Below are 20,155 nucleotides of genomic sequence, written 5' to 3' on the forward strand. Positions count from 1 at the left end.
ATCGCGCCACCCTTTTTTATGAGTAAGACGGCGCATCACGCCACGACTTAGTGAGTGGAACCGTTGCTTTCAGGCTCGTCCACGACTGCTTCCAGCGTCGCATGGCGTGCCTCGACCCAGGGAATCAAACTCTGCAGCAGAGCGCTGATCTCTGGTGAGGAGTCCGGATGCAGGCGAACCTCGATGCGGGTTGTTTCGGCAGTCGGCGAACCGTACTTCTCTGAATAAGAGGCCGAGCCGAGCCAGTCCAGATAGTTCCGAAGTTTACGAAACAGACGAAATACCGAACGTGGATCGCTGTTCAGCGGAGAAGGGATGAGCATGACCGCAACGGTTCCGCCCTCCTTTTTTGCCGCATGAATATCGATTACGTCGGGATTGGGGATCGGGTGGCTTTCGTCGATGAGCCCAAGGTCCAGTGGCACCCAGCTGCCCGAGCGTTTCACGAATAAGTTGCGTGATAACGGGTATGCCTCGCGTTCAAACAGATACGACACTGCCGAACTGGCATAGAACACATCGGAAGGGCTCTCCGATGCCGACACGATTAGAGAGTCGCGATCCGGAATCCCGATCAGCGCTTCCCCTTCTACCGTAAGGCGATGGTCTGCGAGTAAATCATCGTCGAGCAACAGCGATGCTTCGAGGTTCCCGCCTGCGCCGAGCAGGTGTAGCCCGGAGTCGGACGTCACGCTGCGGTCGGTGGTTCGCCGTAGCAGATTGTGAACGCCGATCGATTCGAGTTCCGCTTCAGGTCGATCGAACGCGCGCACGTCGGAGCGATGCAAATACCGAATGCCCTGGCGAAAATCGGCAAGCACGACGATCAGCTCTTCGTTGTATGGCCGCCACCAGAGATCGAACTTCGCGCTCGCATCCATATCGCGCGTGGCTGCAATCTGGTCCTCGAGCCAGCTTTGCGACTTGATCATCGCGACCAGTGCTTCGAGCGCGCGCTCCGGGCTCAGCGTGTCCAGTTCGTCTGCGATAGCACCAAGCCAGCGATGGGCAATGTCGTCGAACGAACTGGGCGATTTGGAGAATTCTGTGTAGCCCCGTTCCAAGGCCAGTCTTACTTCGCCGCCATGCGGAAGCGCGACCACCAAGTCGAGATCGCCCGGCGATTCGATTCTCAGTTCAGGAAAGCGCTTGCGAATGGAGTCTGCGATCCGGTCGCGAAACTTCCGTCGGGCGGCGGCTGGATTCCAAAAAGCGAAGCGCATCGGCAAGCGACCTGAAATCTACGGAGACGATGGTGCAGACGAGCATCGGAAGCCCTGGTGTCCACTCAACTCAAATACGTATACCCCGAAAGCCCCGCCTCGAGTTCGGCCAGCAGCGCCGCGCGCTCGCTTGCGCTGACCGAGCTCAGGCCCGCGAACTTCTTGCGATAGCTCTGCGCGAGTTCCTCGGGCGCCAGGTGCACGTAGCGCAGCAGCTCGTCGGTGCGGTCGCCGTGTTCGGCGCCTTCGAGTCGCCAGCCTTCCGGCGCATTCGCGTCGAGCACCACGTTGACGGCGTTGGTGTCGCCGAACAGGTTGTGGATGTCGCCGAGAATTTCCTGGTACGCGCCGACCATGAAGATGCCGATCATGTACGGCTGGCCGTCTTCGAGTTCATGCAATGCGAGCGTCGGCGTCACGCCTTCGCGATCGACGTAGCGATCGAGCCGGCCGTCGGAGTCGCAGGTGAGGTCGCACAAGCGCGCGCGAATGCCCGGGCGCTCGTCGAGGCGGTGGATCGGCAGGATCGGAAACACCTGTTCGATCGCCCAGGCATCCGGCACCGACTGGAACACCGAGAAGTTGCAAAAGTATTTCGCGCTGAGTTTTTCGTTGAGCGAATCGATCGCCTCGCGCTGCGCGCGAATGCTCGGGTCGAGCTGCGGCTGCACCGCGCGGGCCACAGCGAAGTAGGCGCGCTCGGCCCAGGCGCGCTGCTTGAGCGTGAGCAGGCCTTCGGCGTAATGGCCCTGCGCTTCGGACAGAAAATGCACGGCGTCGTGCAGGCATTCGATCGGGCCGCGCGTGTCGATCTGCGAGAGCAGCGCGTAAAGCTCGTTGAGCGCGTCGGGCGCATCGGCTTCGGGCGCTTCGATCGCCGAGGTCGGCACCACTTCCTGATCGATCACCGAGGTCACGAGCACCGCGTGATGCGCGGTCAGCGCGCGGCCGGATTCGGAAATGACGTTCGGCTCGGGCTCGCCGGCCTCGGCGCAGACTTCGCGCAAGGTGCGAAGAATGTTGCGCGCGTATTCGCGCAGGCCGTAGTTCATCGAGCAATAGCTGCGCGAGCGCGTGCCTTCGTAGTCGACACCGAGGCCGCCGCCGACGTCGACGGTGTCGATCGGAGCGCCGAGACGGCGCAGCTCGACGTAGAAGCGCGCCGCCTCGCGCAGCCCACGCGCGATTTCCTGCACGTTGGCGACCTGCGAGCCGAGATGGAAATGCACCATCTGCACGGCATCGATGTGGCCGGCCTCGCGCATCATTTCGAGCGCCTCGAGCACCTGCGGCGTGGCGAGGCCGAACTTGGCCTTTTCACCGCCCGTGTTCTGCTGCGTGCTCGCCGATTCCGAGGCCAGGCGCACGCGCAGGCCGATGATCGGCGCCACGTTCAGCGCCTTGGATTCGGCGATCACGATCGGCAGCTCGGAGAGCTTTTCGACGACGATGTAAACCGTGTGGCCGAGCTTCTGCCCGATCAGTGCGCGGCGGATGTAGCCGCGATCCTTGTAGCCGTTGCAGACGATGATGCAGCCCGGCGGCGCCAGGCCCAGCACGGCGGCGAGTTCGGGCTTGCTGCCGGCTTCGAGGCCTGTGCGATCGCGGCCGTGACGGACGATGGTCTTCACCACGTCGGCCTGCTGGTTGACCTTGATCGGATACACGGCGGTGTAGCGGCCGGTGTAGCCGAGATCGATGATCTCGTGCGCGAAGGCGCCGGTCAGCGCATCGACGCGGTCTTCGAGAATGTTGTTGAAGCGCACGAGTACCGGCAGCTCCAGGCCTTCGAGCGGCAGGCGACGGGCGATTTCGTGCAGGTTCACGGCCGTCGAATCGGCCTCGCGGAACGGGCGAACCAGCAGGTCGCCGCCGTCGCTGACGTCGAAATAACCCTCGCCCCATTGCGGCAGGTTGTAGAGCTCGCGGGCGCGGGCGGCGGACCAGGGGGCTTGTTTCATCGTGACGATCGGGCCTCGGGCGGACGGCGGAAGGTTTTGCGGGGCGCGCATTGTCGCAGCAATGTCACCCGGGGGCAGCGGGCCAGCCTTTATACTCGCGCCCTCTTTACGTTGCGTGATGGAGTTTTTGGCATGGCATTGGACAAGTCCTGGTTCACCGAGCCGGTTGAAGCCACCGGCACCGCGTTCTCGCTCAAGCTCGGCGAGAAGCTGCACGAGGAACAGACCCCGTACCAGAAGATCGAGATCTTCAAGACCGAGAGCTTCGGCTACCTGATGACCATCGACGGCTGCACGATGGTGTCGACGCGCGACAACTTCCTGTACCACGAGATGATGTCGCACGTGGCGCTGAACTCGCACCCGAACCCGAAGAACGTCGTGGTCGTGGGCGGCGGCGATTGCGGCACCCTGCGCGAAGTGCTCAAGCATCCGGAAGTCACCCAGGCTACGCAGGTCGAGATCGACGAGCGCGTGACGCGCCTGGCCGAGCAGTATTTCCCCGAGCTCTGCACGGCCAACGACGATCCGCGCGCGACGCTGTTCTTCGGCGACGGCATCCAGTGGATGAAGGACGCGGCGCCGGAATCGATCGACCTCATCATCATCGACTCGACCGACCCGGTCGGCCCGGCCGAAGGCCTGTTCGGCCGCCGCTTCTACCTCGATTGCATCAAGGCGCTGAAGCCCGACGGCATGCTCGTGCAGCAGTCGGAATCACCGCTGCTGCACCTGGAGCTGATCAAGGAAATGCACGAGACCATGCGCGTCGCCGGCTTCGCGCAGACGCATCTGTTCCACTTCCCGCAGCCGCTGTATCCGTCGGGCTGGTGGTCGGGCTCGATCGCGAGCAAGTCGTCGGCCCCGCTCGTCGAGCGCCTCGATGCCGCCGCGATCGCCAAACTCGACACGCAGTACTACAACGCCGCGATCCACCGCGGCGCGTTCGCGGTGCCGAACTACGTCGCCAAGGCGATCGGCCAATAAGCCGTCCTGCCCGCGCGGGCGGGCATCCAGGCTTTCGGGGCGGCGTTGAAACTGGAGCCCCGCATTCGCGGGAATGACGGCATCGCTCAGGGCGTCCTGCCCTGGGCGTAGAGCTCACGAGCGGCGTCGGGCGCGCAGTACAGCCGGGCGTCGCGCCGGGTTTCGGCGATCGCCAGGCCCGTTTGCATGCTCGACATCGCATAGACCTGGCCATCCGGATCGCGGCCGAACAGCTGCGTGGCCGAGCGATACGCCTGCAGCCGCGCGCCGAGCTCGGTGCAGCGCGCGGTGACCCGCTGCGCGTAATCGGCCGGCACCGATGAAGTCGCCCAATCCGGCGCGGCGGCGATCACGCGCTGGTCGATGACCTGGCGCGTGACCAGCTGACCCGTGACGCTGCGATCGTCGTAATGCGTCTGCCCCTTCGCATCGACCCATTTGTAGACGCCCGCGTTGGCGGCCGGCACGGCCAGCGCGAGCAGCGCGACGAACAGCCGGTGGCGGGGACTTGGACGCATGATGCTCCGAGTGTGGCGGCAGGCGGGTTGGCCGCCGGTCGGGCCTGGACGAGCGGACGATCCGCGACGATGACCGGAACGCAGCGCCCGATCCTACAATCGTCCGCAGTTCTCCGCCGGAGCGGTCCGTGAGCCTGGGTGCCTTGCTGATGCGACTGCTGTTGCTCGCGGGCATCGCCGCCGGTGCGGCCCAATGGTGGCTGCTGCAGCGCGCCGAATTCGTCGCCCAGCAGATCGCCGCCCAATGGCAGGGCTACGGCCGGCTGCATTACGAGCGCATCTGGGTCTGGCTCTGGGGCAGCGGCTCGGTACGAAACCTCAGCTTCGAACCGACCGGCCTCACGCAAGCCGCGCTCGGAACGCCGCTCGGCTATCGGCTCAGCATCGGACGCGTCGACTTCGATCGCCCGAGCTTCGGCGAGGACGGCAGCCTGGCCGAGCTACGCCTGCGCTATACCGATCTCGTGTTGCCGATGCAGGACGCCTATCGCCTGCGCGGTCGCCAGGCGCCGCCGGCGCTCGCCGCGCTCGGCTACGACGCGCTGCATCTGCACGGCCGGCTGCATTGGCAGCAGGTCGCTGCTTCCAGTCTGCTGCTGCTCGATGGCGACGCGCAGGGCGCCGATTTCGCCGATCTGCGTTTCGGCCTGCAGCTCGACGCGACCGTGAGCCAGCTACAGCGGGCTCCGGACCAGATCGGCCTGCGCAAGCTGAATCTGGAGATCGAGGATCGCGGCCTGATGCCGCGCTACCGGCAGTATTGGGCGACGAAACTGCAGCTGACGCCCGAGGCGACCGCTCAGGCGCTGATCGCCGAGCTCGACCGCCGGGCGACGCGCGAACGATGGAAATGGGATGAGGCGTCCAGTGCGGCGCTACGCGCTTTCATCCGCGATCCGCGGCGCGCGGCGATCGATCTCGATCCGCCCGGCGACGACGTGATTCTGAAGAATCTCTCGCTCTACCGGGTCGGCGACTGGCCGCAGTTGCTGGGCCTTCGCTTCCGCCTGCTGGAGCAGGCACCGGAGCCCGCGCCGGGCTCCGGCTGAAACCCTGCGGTCAGACCGCGTCGACGCCCGCTTCGCCGGTGCGGATGCGCACGGTCTGGCCGAGGTCGTAGACGAAGATCTTGCCGTCGCCGATCTGGCCGGTGCGCGCGGCCTTGGCGATCGCGTCGATGGCGGCGTCGACGGTTTCCGGGGCGAGGGCGACTTCGAGCTTGATCTTGGGCAGCAGGTCGACCGTGTATTCGGCGCCGCGATAGAGCTCGGTGTGGCCCTTCTGGCGGCCGAAACCGCGCACTTCGGTGACCGTCATGCCCTGGACGCCGATATCGGAGAGCGCCTCGCGGACCGCGTCGAGCTTGAACGGCTTGATGATGGCGATGAGCATTTTCATGGCGGGCTCTGCGACAGGCATTGGGAAATGTGACATCAGTCTAGGCCATGCCCCGGTTTAAGTAGAAGTCCGCATTACTGCGAGCGCGACGCTGGCCCCGATCAGTGGCTCGCGGACGGAGCCACCGGGCGTGCCAGGCCGTCTTTCGCCCGAATCTTGAGCTCGTCGAGCCGCGCATCCTTGTGCGCCCACAACTCGCTGACCCAATTCTGGAAATCGGCGCGGAAGCGGGCGTCGTTCTCGTAGTCGCCGCGGAGCATGGCCTGCGGAATCGGCCGTACTTCGGCCTGCAATACGAGTGTCTGCTGCTGTCCGCAGAGCCAGCTCCAGACCACGCTGCCGCCCGCCTTGGCCGGCGGCTTGTAGGCGATGCTGACATCGACCAGCCCGGCGAATTGCTCGCCCATCGCGTTGAGCGTGAACGACAAGCCCGCCGATTTGGGTTTGAGCAGATGACGATACGGCGAGCCGCTGCGGGCGCGCTTGCCTTCGGTGAAGCGCGTGCCCTCGACGAAATTGACCGCCGCGATCGGCTCGCTGCGGTACTTCTCGCAGAACTCGCGGGTCGCGCGCAGATCGTCCTCGCGCAGCTTGGGATTCTTGGCGACCGCTTCGCGCGAATGCCGGCGCATGAACGGCATGTCCAAGGCCCAGCAGGCGACACCGACGATCGGTACCCAGATCAGCTCGCGCTTGAGGAAGAAGCGCGGAAACCAGGTGCGGCCGTGCAGCGCGTCGGCCAGTACCAGGATGTCGGCCCAGGATTGGTGATTGCAGACGATCAGGTAGCTTCGACCCGGCTCGATCCGGCCGTCGATCTCGATCTGCCAGCGAACGTCCTGCAACAGCCGGTAAATGAGCCCGTTGAACAGCACCCAGAGATCGGCGACGGCGAGCAGATAGCGCGTCGCCTGGCGCCGCACCGGCGCAATCGGAACCAGCGCCTTGATCAGGATTCCGGGCGCCAGCATGAGCCCGATGCCCATCAAATTGACGAGCATCAGGCCAACCGTCAGCACGCCGATCAACGGCGCCGGCAACAGCATCGACAGCATGCGACCTCCTGCTCGAAGACTCCGGCAGCCGTCAGCCCGTTCGCTTCAACGGCCGTCCTTAACGGTGATAAGCCGGGCTCAGTTCGCGCACCGCCTCGATCATCGCGCCGGCATGCTCGGGCGGCGTGTGCTGATGGATGCCGTGACCGAGGTTGAAGATGTGGCCGTTGCCCGAGCCGTAGCTCTCCAATACCGCGGCGACCGCCGAACGGATGCGCTCGGGCTTGGCGAACAGCACGGTCGGGTCGAGGTTGCCCTGCAGGGCAACGCGGCCGCCGACGCGCGCGCGGGCATCGGCCAGATCGGTGGTCCAGTCCACGCCGAGCGCATCGCAGCCGGTGTCGGCCATCTGCGACAGGTGCTGGCCACCGTTCTTGGTGAACAGGATCACCGGAATGCCGGGCGCCTTGGCCTTCAGCGCGGCGACGATGCGCGCCATCGGCTCGAGCGAATGACGGCGATACGCGGCCGGCGGCAGCACGCCGCCCCAGGTGTCGAACACCATCACCGCATCGGCGCCGGCCGCGATCTGGGCCAGCAGATACTGGGTCACGGACTGCACGAGCGTGGCGAGCAGGCGGTCGAGCAGCTCCGGGTCGCCATAGGCCATCGCCTTGACCTTGGCGAATTCCTTGCTGCCGCTGCCTTCGACCATGTAGGTCGCCAGCGTCCATGGGCTGCCCGAAAAGCCGATCAGCGGAAGCGAGTCGCCGAGCGCGCCGCGAATGGTGCGCACCGCGTCCATCACGTAGCGCAGCTCGCCCTCCGGGTCCGGCACGCCGAGCTTGTCGACGTCGGCTGCCGTGCGCAGCGGGCGCTCGAAGCGCGGGCCTTCGCCCTCGGTGAACGACAGCCCCAGGCCCATCGCGTCCGGAATCGTCAGGATGTCCGAGAACAGGATCGCGGCGTCGAGGCCGTAGCGCGCGATCGGCTGCATCGTCACTTCGCAGCAGAGCTCGGGGTTGCGGCACAGGTCCATGAAGCCGCCGGCCTTGGCGCGGCTGGCGCGGTATTCGGGCAGGTAGCGACCGGCCTGGCGCATCATCCAGACCGGCGTGCGGTCCACGGGTTCGCGGCGCAGGGCACGAAGGAAGCGGTCGTTGGCGAGGGTTCTTTGTTGCGCGGTCGGGCTGGCGTTCATCTTTCTATTGTTGCTGAGTCTGCGGTTGCGCGCTCTGCGGCGGCGGCTCGACGTTGACGATGACCGGCGTCGAATCGGCCGACATCGGCAGGTACGGCTGCTGGTCGATGACCGCGGTGTCGGCGAAGCGCAGCCGATGCAAGCTGTAGGCCGCATAGGCCGACAGCACCAGGAAGATCGACACGTACAGCCCGGCCGGGCCGATCAAGCCCATGACCGCGGCGCTGCACAGCGGGCCGACGCATTGGCCGAGGCCGTAACAGAGCAACAGGCTGGCGTTGGCGGCCACCGGATTGCGCCCGCCGGTGCGGTCGTTGAGCCGCGCCAGGCAGGCCGGGTAGAGACTCGAAGCGGTGGCCGTGAACAGCATGCTCCCCGCGAACAGCATGGCCAGCGACAGCTGCCCGAGCGTCGCCGCGAGCAGCGAGGCCGCGCCCACCGCGATCGAGATGCCCAGGATCACGCGACGCCGGTCGAGCCGGTCCGACAGCCGGCCGATCGGGTACTGCAAGACCATCGAGGCCAGCACCGCGAGCGCCATGTAGCGCGCCACCGTGTCGAGATCGTGGCCGAGCTGCTTCACCGAGATCGGCGAGAGCTGGTAGAACGAGGCCATCGCGAAGCCCGCCGCCGCCGCCCCGAACACGCTGATGCGCGAGGCTTCGAACAGCTCGCGAAACGCCAGCCGGCCCGAGGCCGGCATCGGCGGCGCCGGCCGCGAAGTGAGGCTCAGCGGCACCGACGACAGCACCAGCAAGCCGGCCGCGAGCATGAAGACGCGCGCGTCGCCGGTATCGAACACCCCGATGAACAGCTGCCCGCCGGCGCCCGCGAGGTAGTAATTGACCATGTACAGGCTCATGAGCCGGCCGCGTCGCTGCGGCGTCGCATGCGCGTTGATCCAGCTTTCGAGCACGATCAGCAGCAGCGCGCCGCAAAAGCCCGAGATCGCGCGCAGCACCATCCACAGCAGATCGTCGAGGAAGGCCCCGTGCAGCAGGGCGCAGCAGCAGATCAGCGCGGCGAAGGCCGCGAACACGCGAATATGGCCCACGCGCCCGATCAGCCGCGGACCCATCAGCGAGCCGAGCATGAAGCCGAGCGAGTAGAACAGCAGCACCAGGCTGATATGGGCGGAGCCGAAGCCGGCCGCGGAGAGCGACAGCGGGAGCTGCGTCCCGAGCAGCATCTGCCCGGCGACGAACAGCGCCGCGGCAGCGAAGACCGAAATGGCGGACAGGACGAGGGCGACCATGCTCGTGATTAAATATCGACTGAAAGATATTTATATCGCTAGATACTCAATATTGAATCGCTATTGTCCCACAGCCAGCTGAGTTGGTCGTGATAATTTATTTAAATAAATCTCTTTTAGGCGTAGATGATCAAGCCGCGGACGGGATAAAAGCTCGATGTAAAAGATCAATGTTTGAGTTTTAAAAACAAATACAAAACTATAAAAACGTACAGAAAATCTCGGCCCTTGATTTTTTGCCTAACATCGCATCTATAGCGATAGTTGATCACAGCCGTTATTGATTATTTATATATATTCGAATCACAAACTGATCATAAGTAACGATCTCCACCGGAACCTGCTCATGCTCAATCCAGACTCCAATGCGGTGAAGCTTGCCCTGGCTTCGGCCGGCGTGTTTTTCCTGAGCGGCCTGCTCACCGGCGTCTGGAAATATGCGCATATGGCCCGCACGCCGGCCGCGCAGGCCCCGGCCTACATCGACATCGCGCACCGCGCCGCGCTGTTCTACAGCTTCGCGGCGCTGCTGATCGCGGTGTTCGCCGGGCTGTCGGCCTGGAGCGAAACAGTGAACTTCTGGGCGGCGGCCGCTCCGCTGGCCTTCTTCGCGCTCGCGATCGGCGGCTACGTGCTGCACGGCCTGCTCGGCGACACCGACAACCAGTTCCGCCGCCCGCACCGCGTCGGCGCCATCGCCCTGCCGCGCCACGGCCTGCTGGTGTTCATGGTCGCACTGTGCGTGGCCGAGATCGGTGGATTCCTGGTGCTGTTCGCCGGGCTGCTGCGCAGCTTCGGCTGGGTCTAGACTCGGCTTCTTGCGCCGCGGGGGCGGCGAGCAATCCGGCCTCAGGTCGGGCGAGTTGGGGAGCGATGGGAAACGGATCGATCGGCGGCTGGTTGCGCGGGGCCTTGATTGCGGCCGCCGCCATGGGGGCTTCTGTTCAGGCCGCGCCCGCGCCGGAAGTCTATGGCCGCTTGCCGGAAGTCGAACTCATGCGGCTTGCGCCATCCGGCCGGCACTATGCGTTCATCGCGGTCGTCGGCGAGGAGCGGCGTCTGGCGGTGGTCGACGAGGCCGGCAAGCTGCTGTATTCGACGCCGGTCGGCACGGCCAAAGTGCGTGATCTGAGCTGGGCCGGCGACGACCACTTGCTCGTCACCGTCAGCACCACCTTCGATTACCGACTGGTCTTCGCCCAGGCTTTCGAGCTCTACGGCGTGCTCAACATCGATGTGCCCAAACGCAGCTCGTCGATGGTTTTCAAGCAGTCGGCGTCCGTTGCCGACATCGTGCTGGGCAGCTTCGGCAGCGGTGTGGTCGACGGCCAGCGCCGTGCCTACTTCGGTGGGCTGACCTACGTCCGTGATTCCGGTAATGGTCAGTACGTCTTTCGTCACGGTTATCGCGACCTGTACAGCGTCGATCTCGACACCGGCAAGGCCTCGAGGCTGGACAAGGGTGAAGGGCATCCACACGACTGGGTGGTGACGCCGCAGGGCGAGGTGATCGCGCATTCCGAATACGAGGAGCGCTCGGGGCATTGGACGCTGTTCGAGGGCAAGAGAACCCAGCGCCAGCTCCTGAGCCGCGATTCGCCGCTCGACCAGGTGGATTTGCTCGGCCTCGGGCGCTCGCCGGGCAGCCTTCTGGTGGCCGATGGCAGCGGTGACCGAGATGCACTGCTCGAACTGACGCTCAATGACGGCAAGGCCGAAGAGTTGTTCGCCGATCGCAGCACCGAAGACTACTTTTTCGATCCGGAGACCGGCTTGCTGCTGGGTGCTCGCATCGCCGAAGAGCCCGGTGCGCTGCTGTTCGACGAGCGCCTGCAGGCGCGGTATTTGTCGGCGCGCAAAGCGTTTTCGGGATTTCAGCTGAAGCTGGTTTCGTACAGCCGCAACTTCGACAGGCTGCTCGTCTTCACCGACGGGGGCGACGATTCCGGCACCTACTGGCTCGTCGATATCGCGAGCCGAAAAGCCGATCCGATCGCCAACGCCTACGGCAAGATCGCAGCCGAAGATGTAGGCCCGACCTCGCTGCTGCACTACAAGAGCGGCGATGGACTCGCCATCGAAGCGGTGCTGACGCTGCCGCCCGCGGCCAAGCCCGACCAAGCGCTGCCACTGGTGGTGATGCCGCACGGCGGGCCGATCGGCGTGCGCGACCGGCTCGGCTTCGACTGGTGGGCTCAGGCCTATGCGTCGGCAGGGTACGCGGTGCTGCAACCGAACTATCGCGGCTCGTCGGGTTACGGCCGCGCGTTTCTCGATGCCGGCTATGGCCAGTGGGGCCGGCTCATGCAGACCGATCTTTCCGACGGCGTGAAGGCGCTCGCGCAGGCGGGACGCATCGACCCGGCGCGCGTCTGCATCGTGGGCGGGAGTTACGGCGGCTATGCCGCGCTGGCCGGCGTGGCCCTGCAACGCGGAATCTATCGATGCGCGGTATCGGTGGGCGGTGTGTCCGATTTGGCGGCGTTCTTCAACTGGCAGGTCGAAGGCCACGGCTATCGCAGTGGAACGGCCCGGTTCTGGCAGCGTGCGATCGGCGGCAGTGGCTCGCAGGTGCGCGACATTTCGCCCGCCATGTTCGCCGACAAGGTCGAAGCGCCCGTGCTGCTGATTCACGGTCGTGACGACACCATCGTGCCGATCGAGCAGAGCCGCCTCATGGAGGCGGCTCTGCGCAAGGCCGACAAGCCGGTGACGCTGCTGGCGCTCGACGGCGAGGATCACTGGCTGTCGCGCGAGGCCACGCGCATGAGCACGCTCAAGGCATCGCTCGATTTCGTGCGCCAGCACAATCCGCCGTGAGCGCCGAAGCGCGCGGCTTTCATCTCAAAGCAGCTTCACCTCGAAGCCCACGATCACGCTCGCGCCCGGCAGCGGTGCTTCGTCCTTGATGAACGACGTGCTGCGGCGTGCTTCCTCGTCGAGCAGGTTGCGGCCGCGCAGGTAGATCGAGGTGCTCGCGTTGCTGAGCGGCAGCGTGTACGCGAGGTCGGCGTTGAGCAGCGTGTAGCCGTCGGTTTCGGTTTCGAGTGCGGCGACGCGATCCTGCCTGGCGATGCGGATCAGATCGAGGCTGCCCGACAGCGGGCCGCGATCGGCGGTCAATCCGAGGCCGAAGCGCATCGGCGTCATGCGCGGCAGATCGTCGCCGCCCGACAGTTCGCCGTAGGCGGCGTCGCCGAACAAGCGGCTCTGCACGTTGATCGGACCTTGCAGCAGCGCGTAGCTGATCTCGCCTTCTACGCCGTAGAAGTTCGCGTCCGCGTGGCGATAGCGCACGAGCAGCAGCTCGCCGTTCGGATCGAAATTGCCTTCGTCGTCGACGCGATCGGCGATGCCGTCCGAGCTCGCCGTGCCGCTGCCGTCGGCGTTGAGGCCCTGGTCGGTTTCCTGGCTGAAGATGTAATCGTTGATGCGCTCGTAATAGACGTTCGCGCGCCATTGCAGCCGGCCGGCGTGCTTGTCGATGCCGATCTCGAAGTTGTTCGCGGTTTCCATGTCGAGATCGGCGTTGCCGCGCTCGAAGGTTTCGGTCGCGCCGTGCGGGCCGAACGAGTAGAGCTCCTCGGTGACCGGCGAGCGCTGCGAACGCGTTGCGTAGGCCTTCAGGTGATAGTCGCCGCCGAGATTCACCGTGGTGCCGGCCGAGAACGACACCGGCGTGAAACTGCGTGTCGGCAGATCGTCCGGCTTGCTCTGGTTGCGATCGATGCGCGCGCCGATTTCGAGCTTGCCCCAATCCACCGGACGCTCTTCGACGACAAACGCGCCGAGGCCCGTCGAGATCGTCGGTGGCACGAAAGCTTCTTCGCCGATCGCGGAAAAATCGCGATGCCCGTATTGCAGGCCGAACACGCCGCGCCAGCCGGCGAAGGCTTCGTGCACGGCTTCGAGGCGCGTATCGCTCTGCTGGTTCTCGAAGCGCGTGCCGGGCTCGCCGGGTGCTTCGAATTCCACGTGCTCGTAATCGTTGTAGCCGCTGCGCAGGCGCAGCGAGACGATGCCCGGCAGCGGATGGTTCAAGCGGCCTTCGATGTCCCAGCGGCTCTGGCTCATGTCGATGAAGGCGGTTTCCTCGACCGGCAGATCGTAGGTCGAAAGCACGCGGCTGAAGCTCGCCGCGAGCGAGCCGCCGTCCCAGAACTGCGCGGCCGATACCGAGCCGGAATCCTTGCGTGTTCCGCTGTTGGCGAGCACGCCGTGGCTTCCGGTTCCGTCGGCGTTGGCGTAGCCCGGAATGTCGTAATCGCCTGCGCGGCGGCCGGCGATGTCGGCGTGCAACTGCGTTCCGTTGTCGGACTCGCCGAAGCCGTAACCGACCGAAGCGTTGCCGAAACGCTCGTCGCCATTGCTGCCGTAGCCGGCGCCCGCTTCGCCGGAGAGGCCCGGTGTTACCGAACTGGCCAGGCGATCGTCGACCACGTTGATGACGCCGGCCGATGCGGCGCTGCCGTAGATCAAGGTCGCCGGGCCCTTGAGCACTTCGATCTGCGTCGCATGCGCCGGATCGATGGTGACGTCGTGGTCGGTCGAGACATCGCTCGCGTCCATCGACGACACGCCGTTGGACAGCACGAGCACGCGCGGCCCGCCCTGGCCGCGAATCAGCGGGCGTCCGGCGCCGCGGCCGAAATCGGTGGTCGACACGCCGAGCTGGCGCTCGAGCGTCTCGCCGATCGAGGCGCCGCGATGGCGGTCGAGTTCGTCGCCCGAGAGGATCTCGACGGGTTGCGTGAGCTCGTCGGCCGCGCGCGCGAGCGGATCGGCGGTGACGATGATTTCGGGGACCGTGCTCGTATCGGCCGACGCGACCTGGGTGTCGGTGTCGGCCGCGAGTGCGGAGTGGACGGGAGCGGCGAAGGCAAGCGAAAGCGCGCCCGAAACAGCAGAGCGTCCAAACGTGATGAATGCGGAGCGGCGAAAGAGCAGCGACATGGAGCAATCCTCGCAAGGCGCGCGCGGCAGCGACCGATGACTGCGAGCATCGAAGCTCGATCGGGTATGGGCCTGCGGCGCACCGAATGAAATCAACGACCGCGACGCGGCGCCTGACGCGCCTCGTGGCGGCAACGAAGGAAGATCAAACGACGAGGATGGACGGCGGAGCGCGAGCGCGTGGACGTGCGCGCTGTCGTTCGGCACTGGGCGTTGCGGCGATCGCAACGGGTGCTTCGATGCTGAGGGAATGCGCGATGACCGGCGCGGCCGGTAGCGGCACAGCCGAATCGAGCCCCGCGTCGAACGAGCAGATCGCACAGGCCTTCTCGGGCTCCAGGGCGGGATGCTCGAGCGCATGCGCCACCGACAGCCACTGCGTGAGCAGTAGCGCGAACAGCAGCAGGCAATGGGGAAGACGGCGACGCATGGCTTCAGTGTAGAGGCGGTCTGCTACGAATGTCGCGTGGTAAATCGGCGACTCGTCGGAATTGAGCGCGCCTTGATGCGGGCGATGAAAAGCCCGATGGGCGCTCAGACAGGCGGCATGCAGATTTGGTTTCACATCGAGACGAAGACTTGCGCAATGCGTTCGAATGCCGCGACACTTCACGCCCTCTCGTACAAATCCATCGACGCGACCGCTCCATCGCCGATGCGCCTGACCTCCGCCCGCAAGCTGTTTCTGGCATTGGCCCTGTTACTGGGTCAGTGGCTGCTGGCCGCGCATACCTTCGAGCATCCGGCGCTGTCGGCCGATCATCAGGATTGCCATCTGTGCTCGCACGTGCAGTCGCTCGGCACGGCGCCTCCGCCGGCCGGGGCGGTCACGCTCGTACCGAATTCGCACGAAGCGCCCGATGCGGTGCCGCCCGCACTCGTCTCGGTCGCGAGCCGCGTCACCTGCCTCATTCGCGGTCCTCCGCGGGCCATCGCCGTCTGAGGAAGTTCGTTTTGCCTTCTCCCTCCGGGAGAAGGTGGCGCGTAGCGCCGGATGAGGGATTCGTCGCCATAGCTCAGCTTGACTATCGCTGAGAATCCCTCGTCCCAACCCTCTACCGACGCGAGAGGGGCAGACACACGTTCTCCTCAAGGCCTGCTTTCAGCACCGGCATCGCGTTCGCTCGGCTTGCAAAGCCATTTGCGAATGCAGACGCCGTTCATCGCTTGCTCGAATCCACAGCTGCTCGTAAGCGGCTGCGGCTTTGCGCGTTCGTTCGCCGTATTCGAGGATCACTCATCATGTCGTTCGCATCGCATCGGGCTCCTGCGCCCACGGCGGGCTTGCGAGCCCCTGTCGCTCGTCTTGCCGCGCCGCCTTCTCACGCTTCCGTTTCCGCATCACCGAGTTCGTCGCGTCTCCACTTTCGATTGACCTCGCTGGCCCTGGCATTGAGCTGGAGCCTGCCCGCGCACACTCAACAAGCCGAGGAAGACGACACCGCGGTGCCGACCATCGTCGTCGAGGCGAGCCCGTTCAAGCGCAGTTCCGAAGAACTCGTGCAACCCGTCGACGTGCTGTCGGGCGAAGCGCTCGAACGCCGTCGTAACGGCACCATCGGCGACGTGCTCGCCGATCGTCCCGGTGTTTCGAACGCGAGTTTCGGTCCGGGCGTCGGTCGTCCGGTCATTCGCGGCCAGGGCGGGCCGCGTGTGCAGATCCTCGACAACGGCATCGGCACGATGGACGCCTCGTCGATCAGCGCCGATCACGCGGTGTCGGTTGATCCGCAGAATGCCGAGCAGATCGAAATCATCAAGGGCCCGGCCACGCTGATCTACGGCGGCGGCGCCTCGGCCGGTCTCGTCAACGTGGTCGACGATCGCCTGCCCGATGCCGTCACGCCGGGCCTGCGCGCGGGCGGCAACTTCTCGTACGGCAGCAATGCGGACGAGAAGACGCGCTCGGCCAAGCTGCGCTACGGCGTCGGCCCTTGGCAGTTCGGCACGCAGTACTCGCTGCGCACGGCCGGCGACTTTTCGGTGCCCGGTTTCGCCACGCGCCAGCATGAGGAAAGCGAGCACGATCACGGGGATGACGAGCACGATCACGGGCACGAGGAAGCCGACAGCTTCAACATTCTCGACAACAGCAGCCTGCGCACCGAGAGCTATGGCGCGTCGACGGCCTTCGTCGGCAGCCGCGGCATGCTCGGCGCCGCGGTGACGCGCTTCGAAACCAACTACGGCGTTCCGGGCCATGCGCACGCGCATGAGCACGAGCACGAAGAAGGCGGGCAGGAGGAAGAGGCCGGCCACAGCCACGAGGGCGTGCGCATCGACCTTGAGCAAACGCGTGTCGATCTGCGCGGCAAGCTCTACGCGCCGATGCGCGGCTTCGAAGCACTCGAGGCGCGCATCGGCGTCAACGACTACCGGCACAAGGAGATCGAGCAGAGCGGCGCCATCGGCACGCAGTTCGATGTCACCGAAGTCGAGGCGCGCGTGCAGCTGTCGCACGAGCCGATCGCCGCCTGGAAGGGCGTGACGGGCCTGCAGCTCAGCGATCGCGATTTCGAAGCGGTTGGTGCCGAGGCTTTCGTGCCGCCAACGAAGACGCGCGGTGTGGGCTTGTTCGTGGTCGAGCAGCGGCCGTTCGGCACCGGGCATCAGCTCGAACTCGGCGGCCGTGTCGACCGGCTCGAACACGAGATCGACGGTGTCTCGAACGCGCCTTTTGCGCAGCGCGATCAGGGCTTCACGACGTACAGCCTGTCGGCCGGCAGCGCGTTCGCGCTTGGTGAGCACTTGCATTTGCGCCTCAACGCGCAGCGTGCGCAGCGCGCGCCGTCGACCGAAGAGCTCTACGCCTACGGCCCGCACCTGGCGACGAGCTCGTTCGAGCGCGGCGACCAGTCGCTCGATCCAGAAACCGCGAACAACATCGAGATCACAATCGGTCGCGACAGCGGTCGATTCACCTGGGAAGGCAGCGTCTACTACAACCGCATCAACGATTACGTCTACCTGCAGGAAATCGACAGCGGGCTCGATGCGGACGGCAGCGGCACGGCGTCTAGCGACGGCGTGGCCGATCGTGTCGACGAATCCGGGCAATTCGATGCCGAAGGCGAGCTGCTGCTCGTCGATCATCGGCAGCGCAATGCCGAGTTCTACGGCGCTGAAATCCAGGCCGGCTACAAGCTGCTCGCGAGCGGGCCGCTCAAGCTCAATCTGCGCACTTTCGGCGACGTGGTGCGTGGCGAGTTCGCGCGCGGTGGCGACTTGCCGCGCATCACGCCGGCGCGCGCGGGCATTGGAGCCGATGCGCGCATCGGCGCCTTGACGGGCGACATCTCGTATCAGCGCACGGTTCGGCAGGAGCGCACGGCCGCGCTCGAAACCGATACGCCGGGCTACGACCTGCTGTCGGCCGATCTCGGCTACGTGCTCAAGCTTGGCGGCGCGCAGGCGACGCTCTATGTGCGCGGGCGCAACCTGCTCGACGAGAAGATTCGCCTGAGCACCTCGTTCCTGAAGGACGTCGCGCCATTGCCAGGACGCTCGATCTTCACGGGCCTGCGCATCGATTTCACGCCCGCGATCTGAAGGCTGGTCGCTCCCGCGAAGGCGGGAATGCAGGCTTTTGCCGTGCCCCACGAACTGCATTCCCGCCTGCGCGGGAATGTCAGCGGCTGCTCATCTCATCGACTCGAGCCATGTGCGCCGAAGCTCACTCGCGCGCCCGCTCTATCTCTTATCCGGAGTACACCTCATGTTCCGCAACACTTTCGCCCGTTCCAGGTTTTCCAGCGTCTTCGCCGTCGCTTTGCTCGCCCTCGTCGGCTGCAACGACAAGGACACGCTGCCGCCCATCGACGATCACGATCATGATCATGTCGAGACCGCTGGCCGTCTCGTCGTCGGCCAGGCTTCGCCCGCCACCGCGCACGTCATCGATCTCGACGATGGCCGCACGCTCAGATCACTGACGCTCGACTTCGCCGCGAGCGCGATCTACGCGAGCCCCGATCACCGCTACGCCGTGCTGCTGCAGCGCACGAGCGACCAGGTGCAGTTCGTCGACGGTGGCCTGTGGCAGGAAGATCACGGCGATCATCTGCACGACTACGCCGAAGATCCGCTGCTGCTCGCGCTCAAGCTGCAAGGCGCGCGCCCCACGCATTACGAAGTGCACGACACGCTCGCCGCGCTGTTTCACGACGGCAACGCGGCGACCGCGCAGAACGCCGGCGTCGCCGTGTTCTCCGATGCGAGCCTCGGCAGCGCGGCCACGGAAGCTACGCTCGATCTGCCGATCGCGATGCACGGCACCGCCGAGCCGCGCGGCGATTTCCTGCTGACCACGCATCGCGAGGCCGGTACCGAAAGCACGCTGCCGAGCGCGGTGGATCTGTACAGGCGCAATGTCGCGGGCTACGACTTCGTCGAGCGCATCGCCGAGCCTTGCCCGGGCTTGCATGGCAGTTACTCGAATGACGACTACACGCTGTTCGGCTGCACCGACGGCGTGCTCGTGGTCGAGCAGAACGGCGAGACGTTCACGGCGAGCAAGATCGCCAACGTCGCCGGCATGGCGGCTGGCGCGCGCATCGGCACCGTGGTCGGACATCATGATCTGGAAGGCTTCGGCGGCTTCGCGGGCAACGATCTCTACGCCATCGACCCGTCGGCTGGCAGCATGCGCCGCATCGATTGGGCGGCGGGCGCCGCGGTGACCAAGATCGCGCATGCGATGGACGCAGAAGGAGAGCGCTTTTTGATCCTCGACAGCGTGGGCGCGCTGCGCGTGCTCGATCCGGCCAACGGCTGGGCCAGCCTCGGTTCTCTACCAGTGATTTCGAGCCTCAATGAAGGCCAGGCGCCGGTGATCACGCTGAGCCATGCCGAAGACTTCGCCTTCGTCACCGACCCGGCCGATCGCAGCATCGCCGTGATCGATCTCGAAACGCTCAGCGAACGTGAACGCCTGCGCTTCGACTTCGCGCCGAGCGCCGTGACCTGGCTCGGCATTGCGGAAGAACACGCGGCGCATTGAGGCTGCGCGGAGCGGGATGCGCGTGGACTGCGCATCCCGCTTCGGCATTTCGGCGCTGCCGGGTGCCGGCTCAGGCGAATGCCGCGGAGGTGGGCCGGCCTTGTCTGCGCAAAAAGATCAGCTGCGCGGTGAGGCCGATGACGAGTATCGCGAGCAGGCTGCCCTGGGCGCCCAGCAGCAGCGGCGACTTCATGTCCGTCACGAAAGGATGGCCATCCGGCACGCGGCGCAGCGTTTCGGTGACCGTCGGCACCATCAGCAGAAAAGCGGTCAGGCTCAGTGCAACGGTTTCAAGGTAGGTCGCGGCCCGGCCGAGCGTCGGAAGTCGTCCAGCCCCGTAGCCGATGAACAGGAACACCAGGGTCACCGCGGCTATGCCGATGCTGGGCGCTTGGGTGGCGACCAGAAAAGCGCTCGTCGCACCGATCAGCATCGAGACGAAGTAAATCAGGCCCAGCCTCGAGCGCGGCACGATCCTTCCGTAGCGGGCGAACATGTAAAAGGCCGCGGGAATGGCCGGCAGGCTGCCGAGGGTGTGAACCCAGCCGATGGGTGAAATACCGAACATTGAAATCTCCTGTTGTCTGGACGACGAAAAATCTTCTAAATACCGCCCTACTGGTTGGTAGGCAACGAGGTCAAATTTTTTGACCGTGCCCAAAGCG

General features: G+C 65.4%; 17 protein-coding genes. 7 read left to right on the forward strand and 10 right to left on the reverse strand.

Annotated elements, in window-relative coordinates:
- Window positions 1-47: 47 nt before the first annotated feature.
- Both WQQ_RS09025 and speA read right to left on the reverse strand, forming a co-directional pair.
- The gene (locus WQQ_RS09025; RefSeq protein ID WP_007184847.1) at window positions 48-1,223 is read right to left on the reverse strand and encodes a DUF1444 domain-containing protein; all 1,176 of its coding nucleotides are present in this window, start codon (window positions 1,221-1,223) and stop codon (window positions 48-50) included.
- Window positions 1,224-1,288: 65 nt separating this feature from the next.
- Window positions 1,289-3,184 carry a biosynthetic arginine decarboxylase gene (speA, locus tag WQQ_RS09030; protein WP_040453257.1) on the reverse strand — a complete coding sequence of 632 codons (1,896 nt, stop codon included), beginning with the start codon at window positions 3,182-3,184 and terminating at the stop codon, window positions 1,289-1,291.
- A gap of 132 nt (window positions 3,185-3,316) precedes the next feature.
- On the opposite strand from speA, the gene speE reads away from it, so the two are divergent.
- Window positions 3,317-4,171 (forward strand): polyamine aminopropyltransferase, encoded by an 855-nt coding sequence (gene speE / locus WQQ_RS09035; RefSeq protein WP_007184849.1) that lies wholly within the window; start codon window positions 3,317-3,319, stop codon window positions 4,169-4,171.
- Between the two features lie 86 nt (window positions 4,172-4,257).
- Here speE and WQQ_RS09040 read toward each other — a convergent pair whose 3' ends face one another.
- Window positions 4,258-4,689 carry a DUF4124 domain-containing protein gene (locus WQQ_RS09040; protein WP_007184850.1) on the reverse strand — a complete coding sequence of 144 codons (432 nt, stop codon included), beginning with the start codon at window positions 4,687-4,689 and terminating at the stop codon, window positions 4,258-4,260.
- Between the two features lie 128 nt (window positions 4,690-4,817).
- Here WQQ_RS09040 and WQQ_RS09045 point away from each other — a divergent pair, with 128 nt between their 5' ends.
- Window positions 4,818-5,738 (forward strand): aq_1923 C-terminal domain, encoded by a 921-nt coding sequence (locus WQQ_RS09045; RefSeq protein WP_007184851.1) that lies wholly within the window; start codon window positions 4,818-4,820, stop codon window positions 5,736-5,738.
- 10 nt (window positions 5,739-5,748) lie between these two features.
- Here the strand turns inward: WQQ_RS09045 and WQQ_RS09050 are convergent, their stop codons facing one another.
- From WQQ_RS09050 to WQQ_RS09065, 4 genes are all read right to left on the reverse strand, one after another.
- Entirely contained in the window at window positions 5,749-6,087 is a 339-nt protein-coding gene (locus tag WQQ_RS09050) for a P-II family nitrogen regulator (RefSeq protein WP_007184852.1), read from the reverse strand.
- Window positions 6,088-6,188: 101 nt separating this feature from the next.
- Window positions 6,189-7,142, reverse strand: a complete 954-nt coding sequence (gene yihG / locus WQQ_RS09055; RefSeq protein WP_007184853.1) for a 1-acylglycerol-3-phosphate O-acyltransferase, YihG family — start codon at window positions 7,140-7,142, stop codon at window positions 6,189-6,191.
- Window positions 7,143-7,200: 58 nt separating this feature from the next.
- The gene (gene hemE / locus WQQ_RS09060) at window positions 7,201-8,283 is read right to left on the reverse strand and encodes a uroporphyrinogen decarboxylase (protein ID WP_007184854.1); all 1,083 of its coding nucleotides are present in this window, start codon (window positions 8,281-8,283) and stop codon (window positions 7,201-7,203) included.
- Window positions 8,284-8,287: 4 nt separating this feature from the next.
- Window positions 8,288-9,538: an MFS transporter gene (locus WQQ_RS09065; RefSeq protein WP_007184855.1), complete on the reverse strand. Its 1,251-nt coding sequence runs from the start codon at window positions 9,536-9,538 to the stop codon at window positions 8,288-8,290.
- Between the two features lie 346 nt (window positions 9,539-9,884).
- On the opposite strand from WQQ_RS09065, the gene WQQ_RS09070 reads away from it, so the two are divergent.
- Window positions 9,885-10,346, forward strand: coding sequence for a hypothetical protein (locus tag WQQ_RS09070; protein WP_007184856.1), 462 nt, complete (start codon window positions 9,885-9,887; stop codon window positions 10,344-10,346).
- Window positions 10,347-10,468: 122 nt separating this feature from the next.
- Window positions 10,469-12,358 carry an alpha/beta hydrolase family protein gene (locus WQQ_RS09075; protein ID WP_157534556.1) on the forward strand — a complete coding sequence of 630 codons (1,890 nt, stop codon included), beginning with the start codon at window positions 10,469-10,471 and terminating at the stop codon, window positions 12,356-12,358.
- Between the two features lie 24 nt (window positions 12,359-12,382).
- On the opposite strand, the gene WQQ_RS09080 is transcribed toward WQQ_RS09075, so the two are convergent.
- Window positions 12,383-14,491 carry a TonB-dependent receptor gene (locus tag WQQ_RS09080; protein WP_007184858.1) on the reverse strand — a complete coding sequence of 703 codons (2,109 nt, stop codon included), beginning with the start codon at window positions 14,489-14,491 and terminating at the stop codon, window positions 12,383-12,385.
- 145 nt (window positions 14,492-14,636) lie between these two features.
- Complete coding sequence (locus tag WQQ_RS24630) at window positions 14,637-14,921, reverse strand: hypothetical protein (RefSeq protein WP_007184859.1); 285 nt, start codon at window positions 14,919-14,921, stop codon at window positions 14,637-14,639.
- Window positions 14,922-15,077: 156 nt separating this feature from the next.
- Here WQQ_RS24630 and WQQ_RS09090 point away from each other — a divergent pair, with 156 nt between their 5' ends.
- From WQQ_RS09090 to WQQ_RS09100, 3 genes are all read left to right on the forward strand, one after another.
- A complete protein-coding gene (locus tag WQQ_RS09090; protein WP_040453259.1) occupies window positions 15,078-15,434 on the forward strand; it encodes a hypothetical protein in 357 nt (118 codons plus the stop codon).
- A 428-nt stretch (window positions 15,435-15,862) separates the two neighbouring features.
- Window positions 15,863-18,040 carry a TonB-dependent receptor gene (locus WQQ_RS09095; protein ID WP_007184861.1) on the forward strand — a complete coding sequence of 726 codons (2,178 nt, stop codon included), beginning with the start codon at window positions 15,863-15,865 and terminating at the stop codon, window positions 18,038-18,040.
- A 166-nt stretch (window positions 18,041-18,206) separates the two neighbouring features.
- Window positions 18,207-19,490: a hypothetical protein gene (locus WQQ_RS09100; protein ID WP_007184862.1), complete on the forward strand. Its 1,284-nt coding sequence runs from the start codon at window positions 18,207-18,209 to the stop codon at window positions 19,488-19,490.
- Between the two features lie 70 nt (window positions 19,491-19,560).
- Here the strand turns inward: WQQ_RS09100 and WQQ_RS09105 are convergent, their stop codons facing one another.
- Window positions 19,561-20,058 carry a hypothetical protein gene (locus WQQ_RS09105; protein ID WP_007184863.1) on the reverse strand — a complete coding sequence of 166 codons (498 nt, stop codon included), beginning with the start codon at window positions 20,056-20,058 and terminating at the stop codon, window positions 19,561-19,563.
- Between the last annotated feature and the right edge of the window lie 97 nt (window positions 20,059-20,155).

Origin of the sequence: Hydrocarboniphaga effusa AP103 (genome assembly GCF_000271305.1) — a bacterium.
GTDB classification, from domain to species: Bacteria; Pseudomonadota; Gammaproteobacteria; order Nevskiales; family Nevskiaceae; genus Hydrocarboniphaga; species Hydrocarboniphaga effusa.

Coding starts and splice junctions, on each gene's coding strand:
- WQQ_RS09090 (WP_040453259.1), top strand. CDS start 15,078: ATGCGTTCGAATGCCGCGACACTTCACGCCCTCTCGTACAAATCCATC.
- WQQ_RS09050 (WP_007184852.1), bottom strand. CDS start 6,087: ATGAAAATGCTCATCGCCATCATCAAGCCGTTCAAGCTCGACGCGGTC.
- WQQ_RS09105 (WP_007184863.1), bottom strand. CDS start 20,058: ATGTTCGGTATTTCACCCATCGGCTGGGTTCACACCCTCGGCAGCCTG.
- speE (WP_007184849.1), top strand. CDS start 3,317: ATGGCATTGGACAAGTCCTGGTTCACCGAGCCGGTTGAAGCCACCGGC.
- WQQ_RS24630 (WP_007184859.1), bottom strand. CDS start 14,921: ATGCGTCGCCGTCTTCCCCATTGCCTGCTGCTGTTCGCGCTACTGCTC.
- WQQ_RS09025 (WP_007184847.1), bottom strand. CDS start 1,223: ATGCGCTTCGCTTTTTGGAATCCAGCCGCCGCCCGACGGAAGTTTCGC.
- speA (WP_040453257.1), bottom strand. CDS start 3,184: ATGAAACAAGCCCCCTGGTCCGCCGCCCGCGCCCGCGAGCTCTACAAC.
- WQQ_RS09070 (WP_007184856.1), top strand. CDS start 9,885: ATGCTCAATCCAGACTCCAATGCGGTGAAGCTTGCCCTGGCTTCGGCC.
- yihG (WP_007184853.1), bottom strand. CDS start 7,142: ATGCTGTCGATGCTGTTGCCGGCGCCGTTGATCGGCGTGCTGACGGTT.
- WQQ_RS09040 (WP_007184850.1), bottom strand. CDS start 4,689: ATGCGTCCAAGTCCCCGCCACCGGCTGTTCGTCGCGCTGCTCGCGCTG.
- WQQ_RS09100 (WP_007184862.1), top strand. CDS start 18,207: ATGTTCCGCAACACTTTCGCCCGTTCCAGGTTTTCCAGCGTCTTCGCC.
- WQQ_RS09080 (WP_007184858.1), bottom strand. CDS start 14,491: ATGTCGCTGCTCTTTCGCCGCTCCGCATTCATCACGTTTGGACGCTCT.
- hemE (WP_007184854.1), bottom strand. CDS start 8,283: ATGAACGCCAGCCCGACCGCGCAACAAAGAACCCTCGCCAACGACCGC.
- WQQ_RS09065 (WP_007184855.1), bottom strand. CDS start 9,538: ATGGTCGCCCTCGTCCTGTCCGCCATTTCGGTCTTCGCTGCCGCGGCG.
- WQQ_RS09075 (WP_157534556.1), top strand. CDS start 10,469: ATGGGGGCTTCTGTTCAGGCCGCGCCCGCGCCGGAAGTCTATGGCCGC.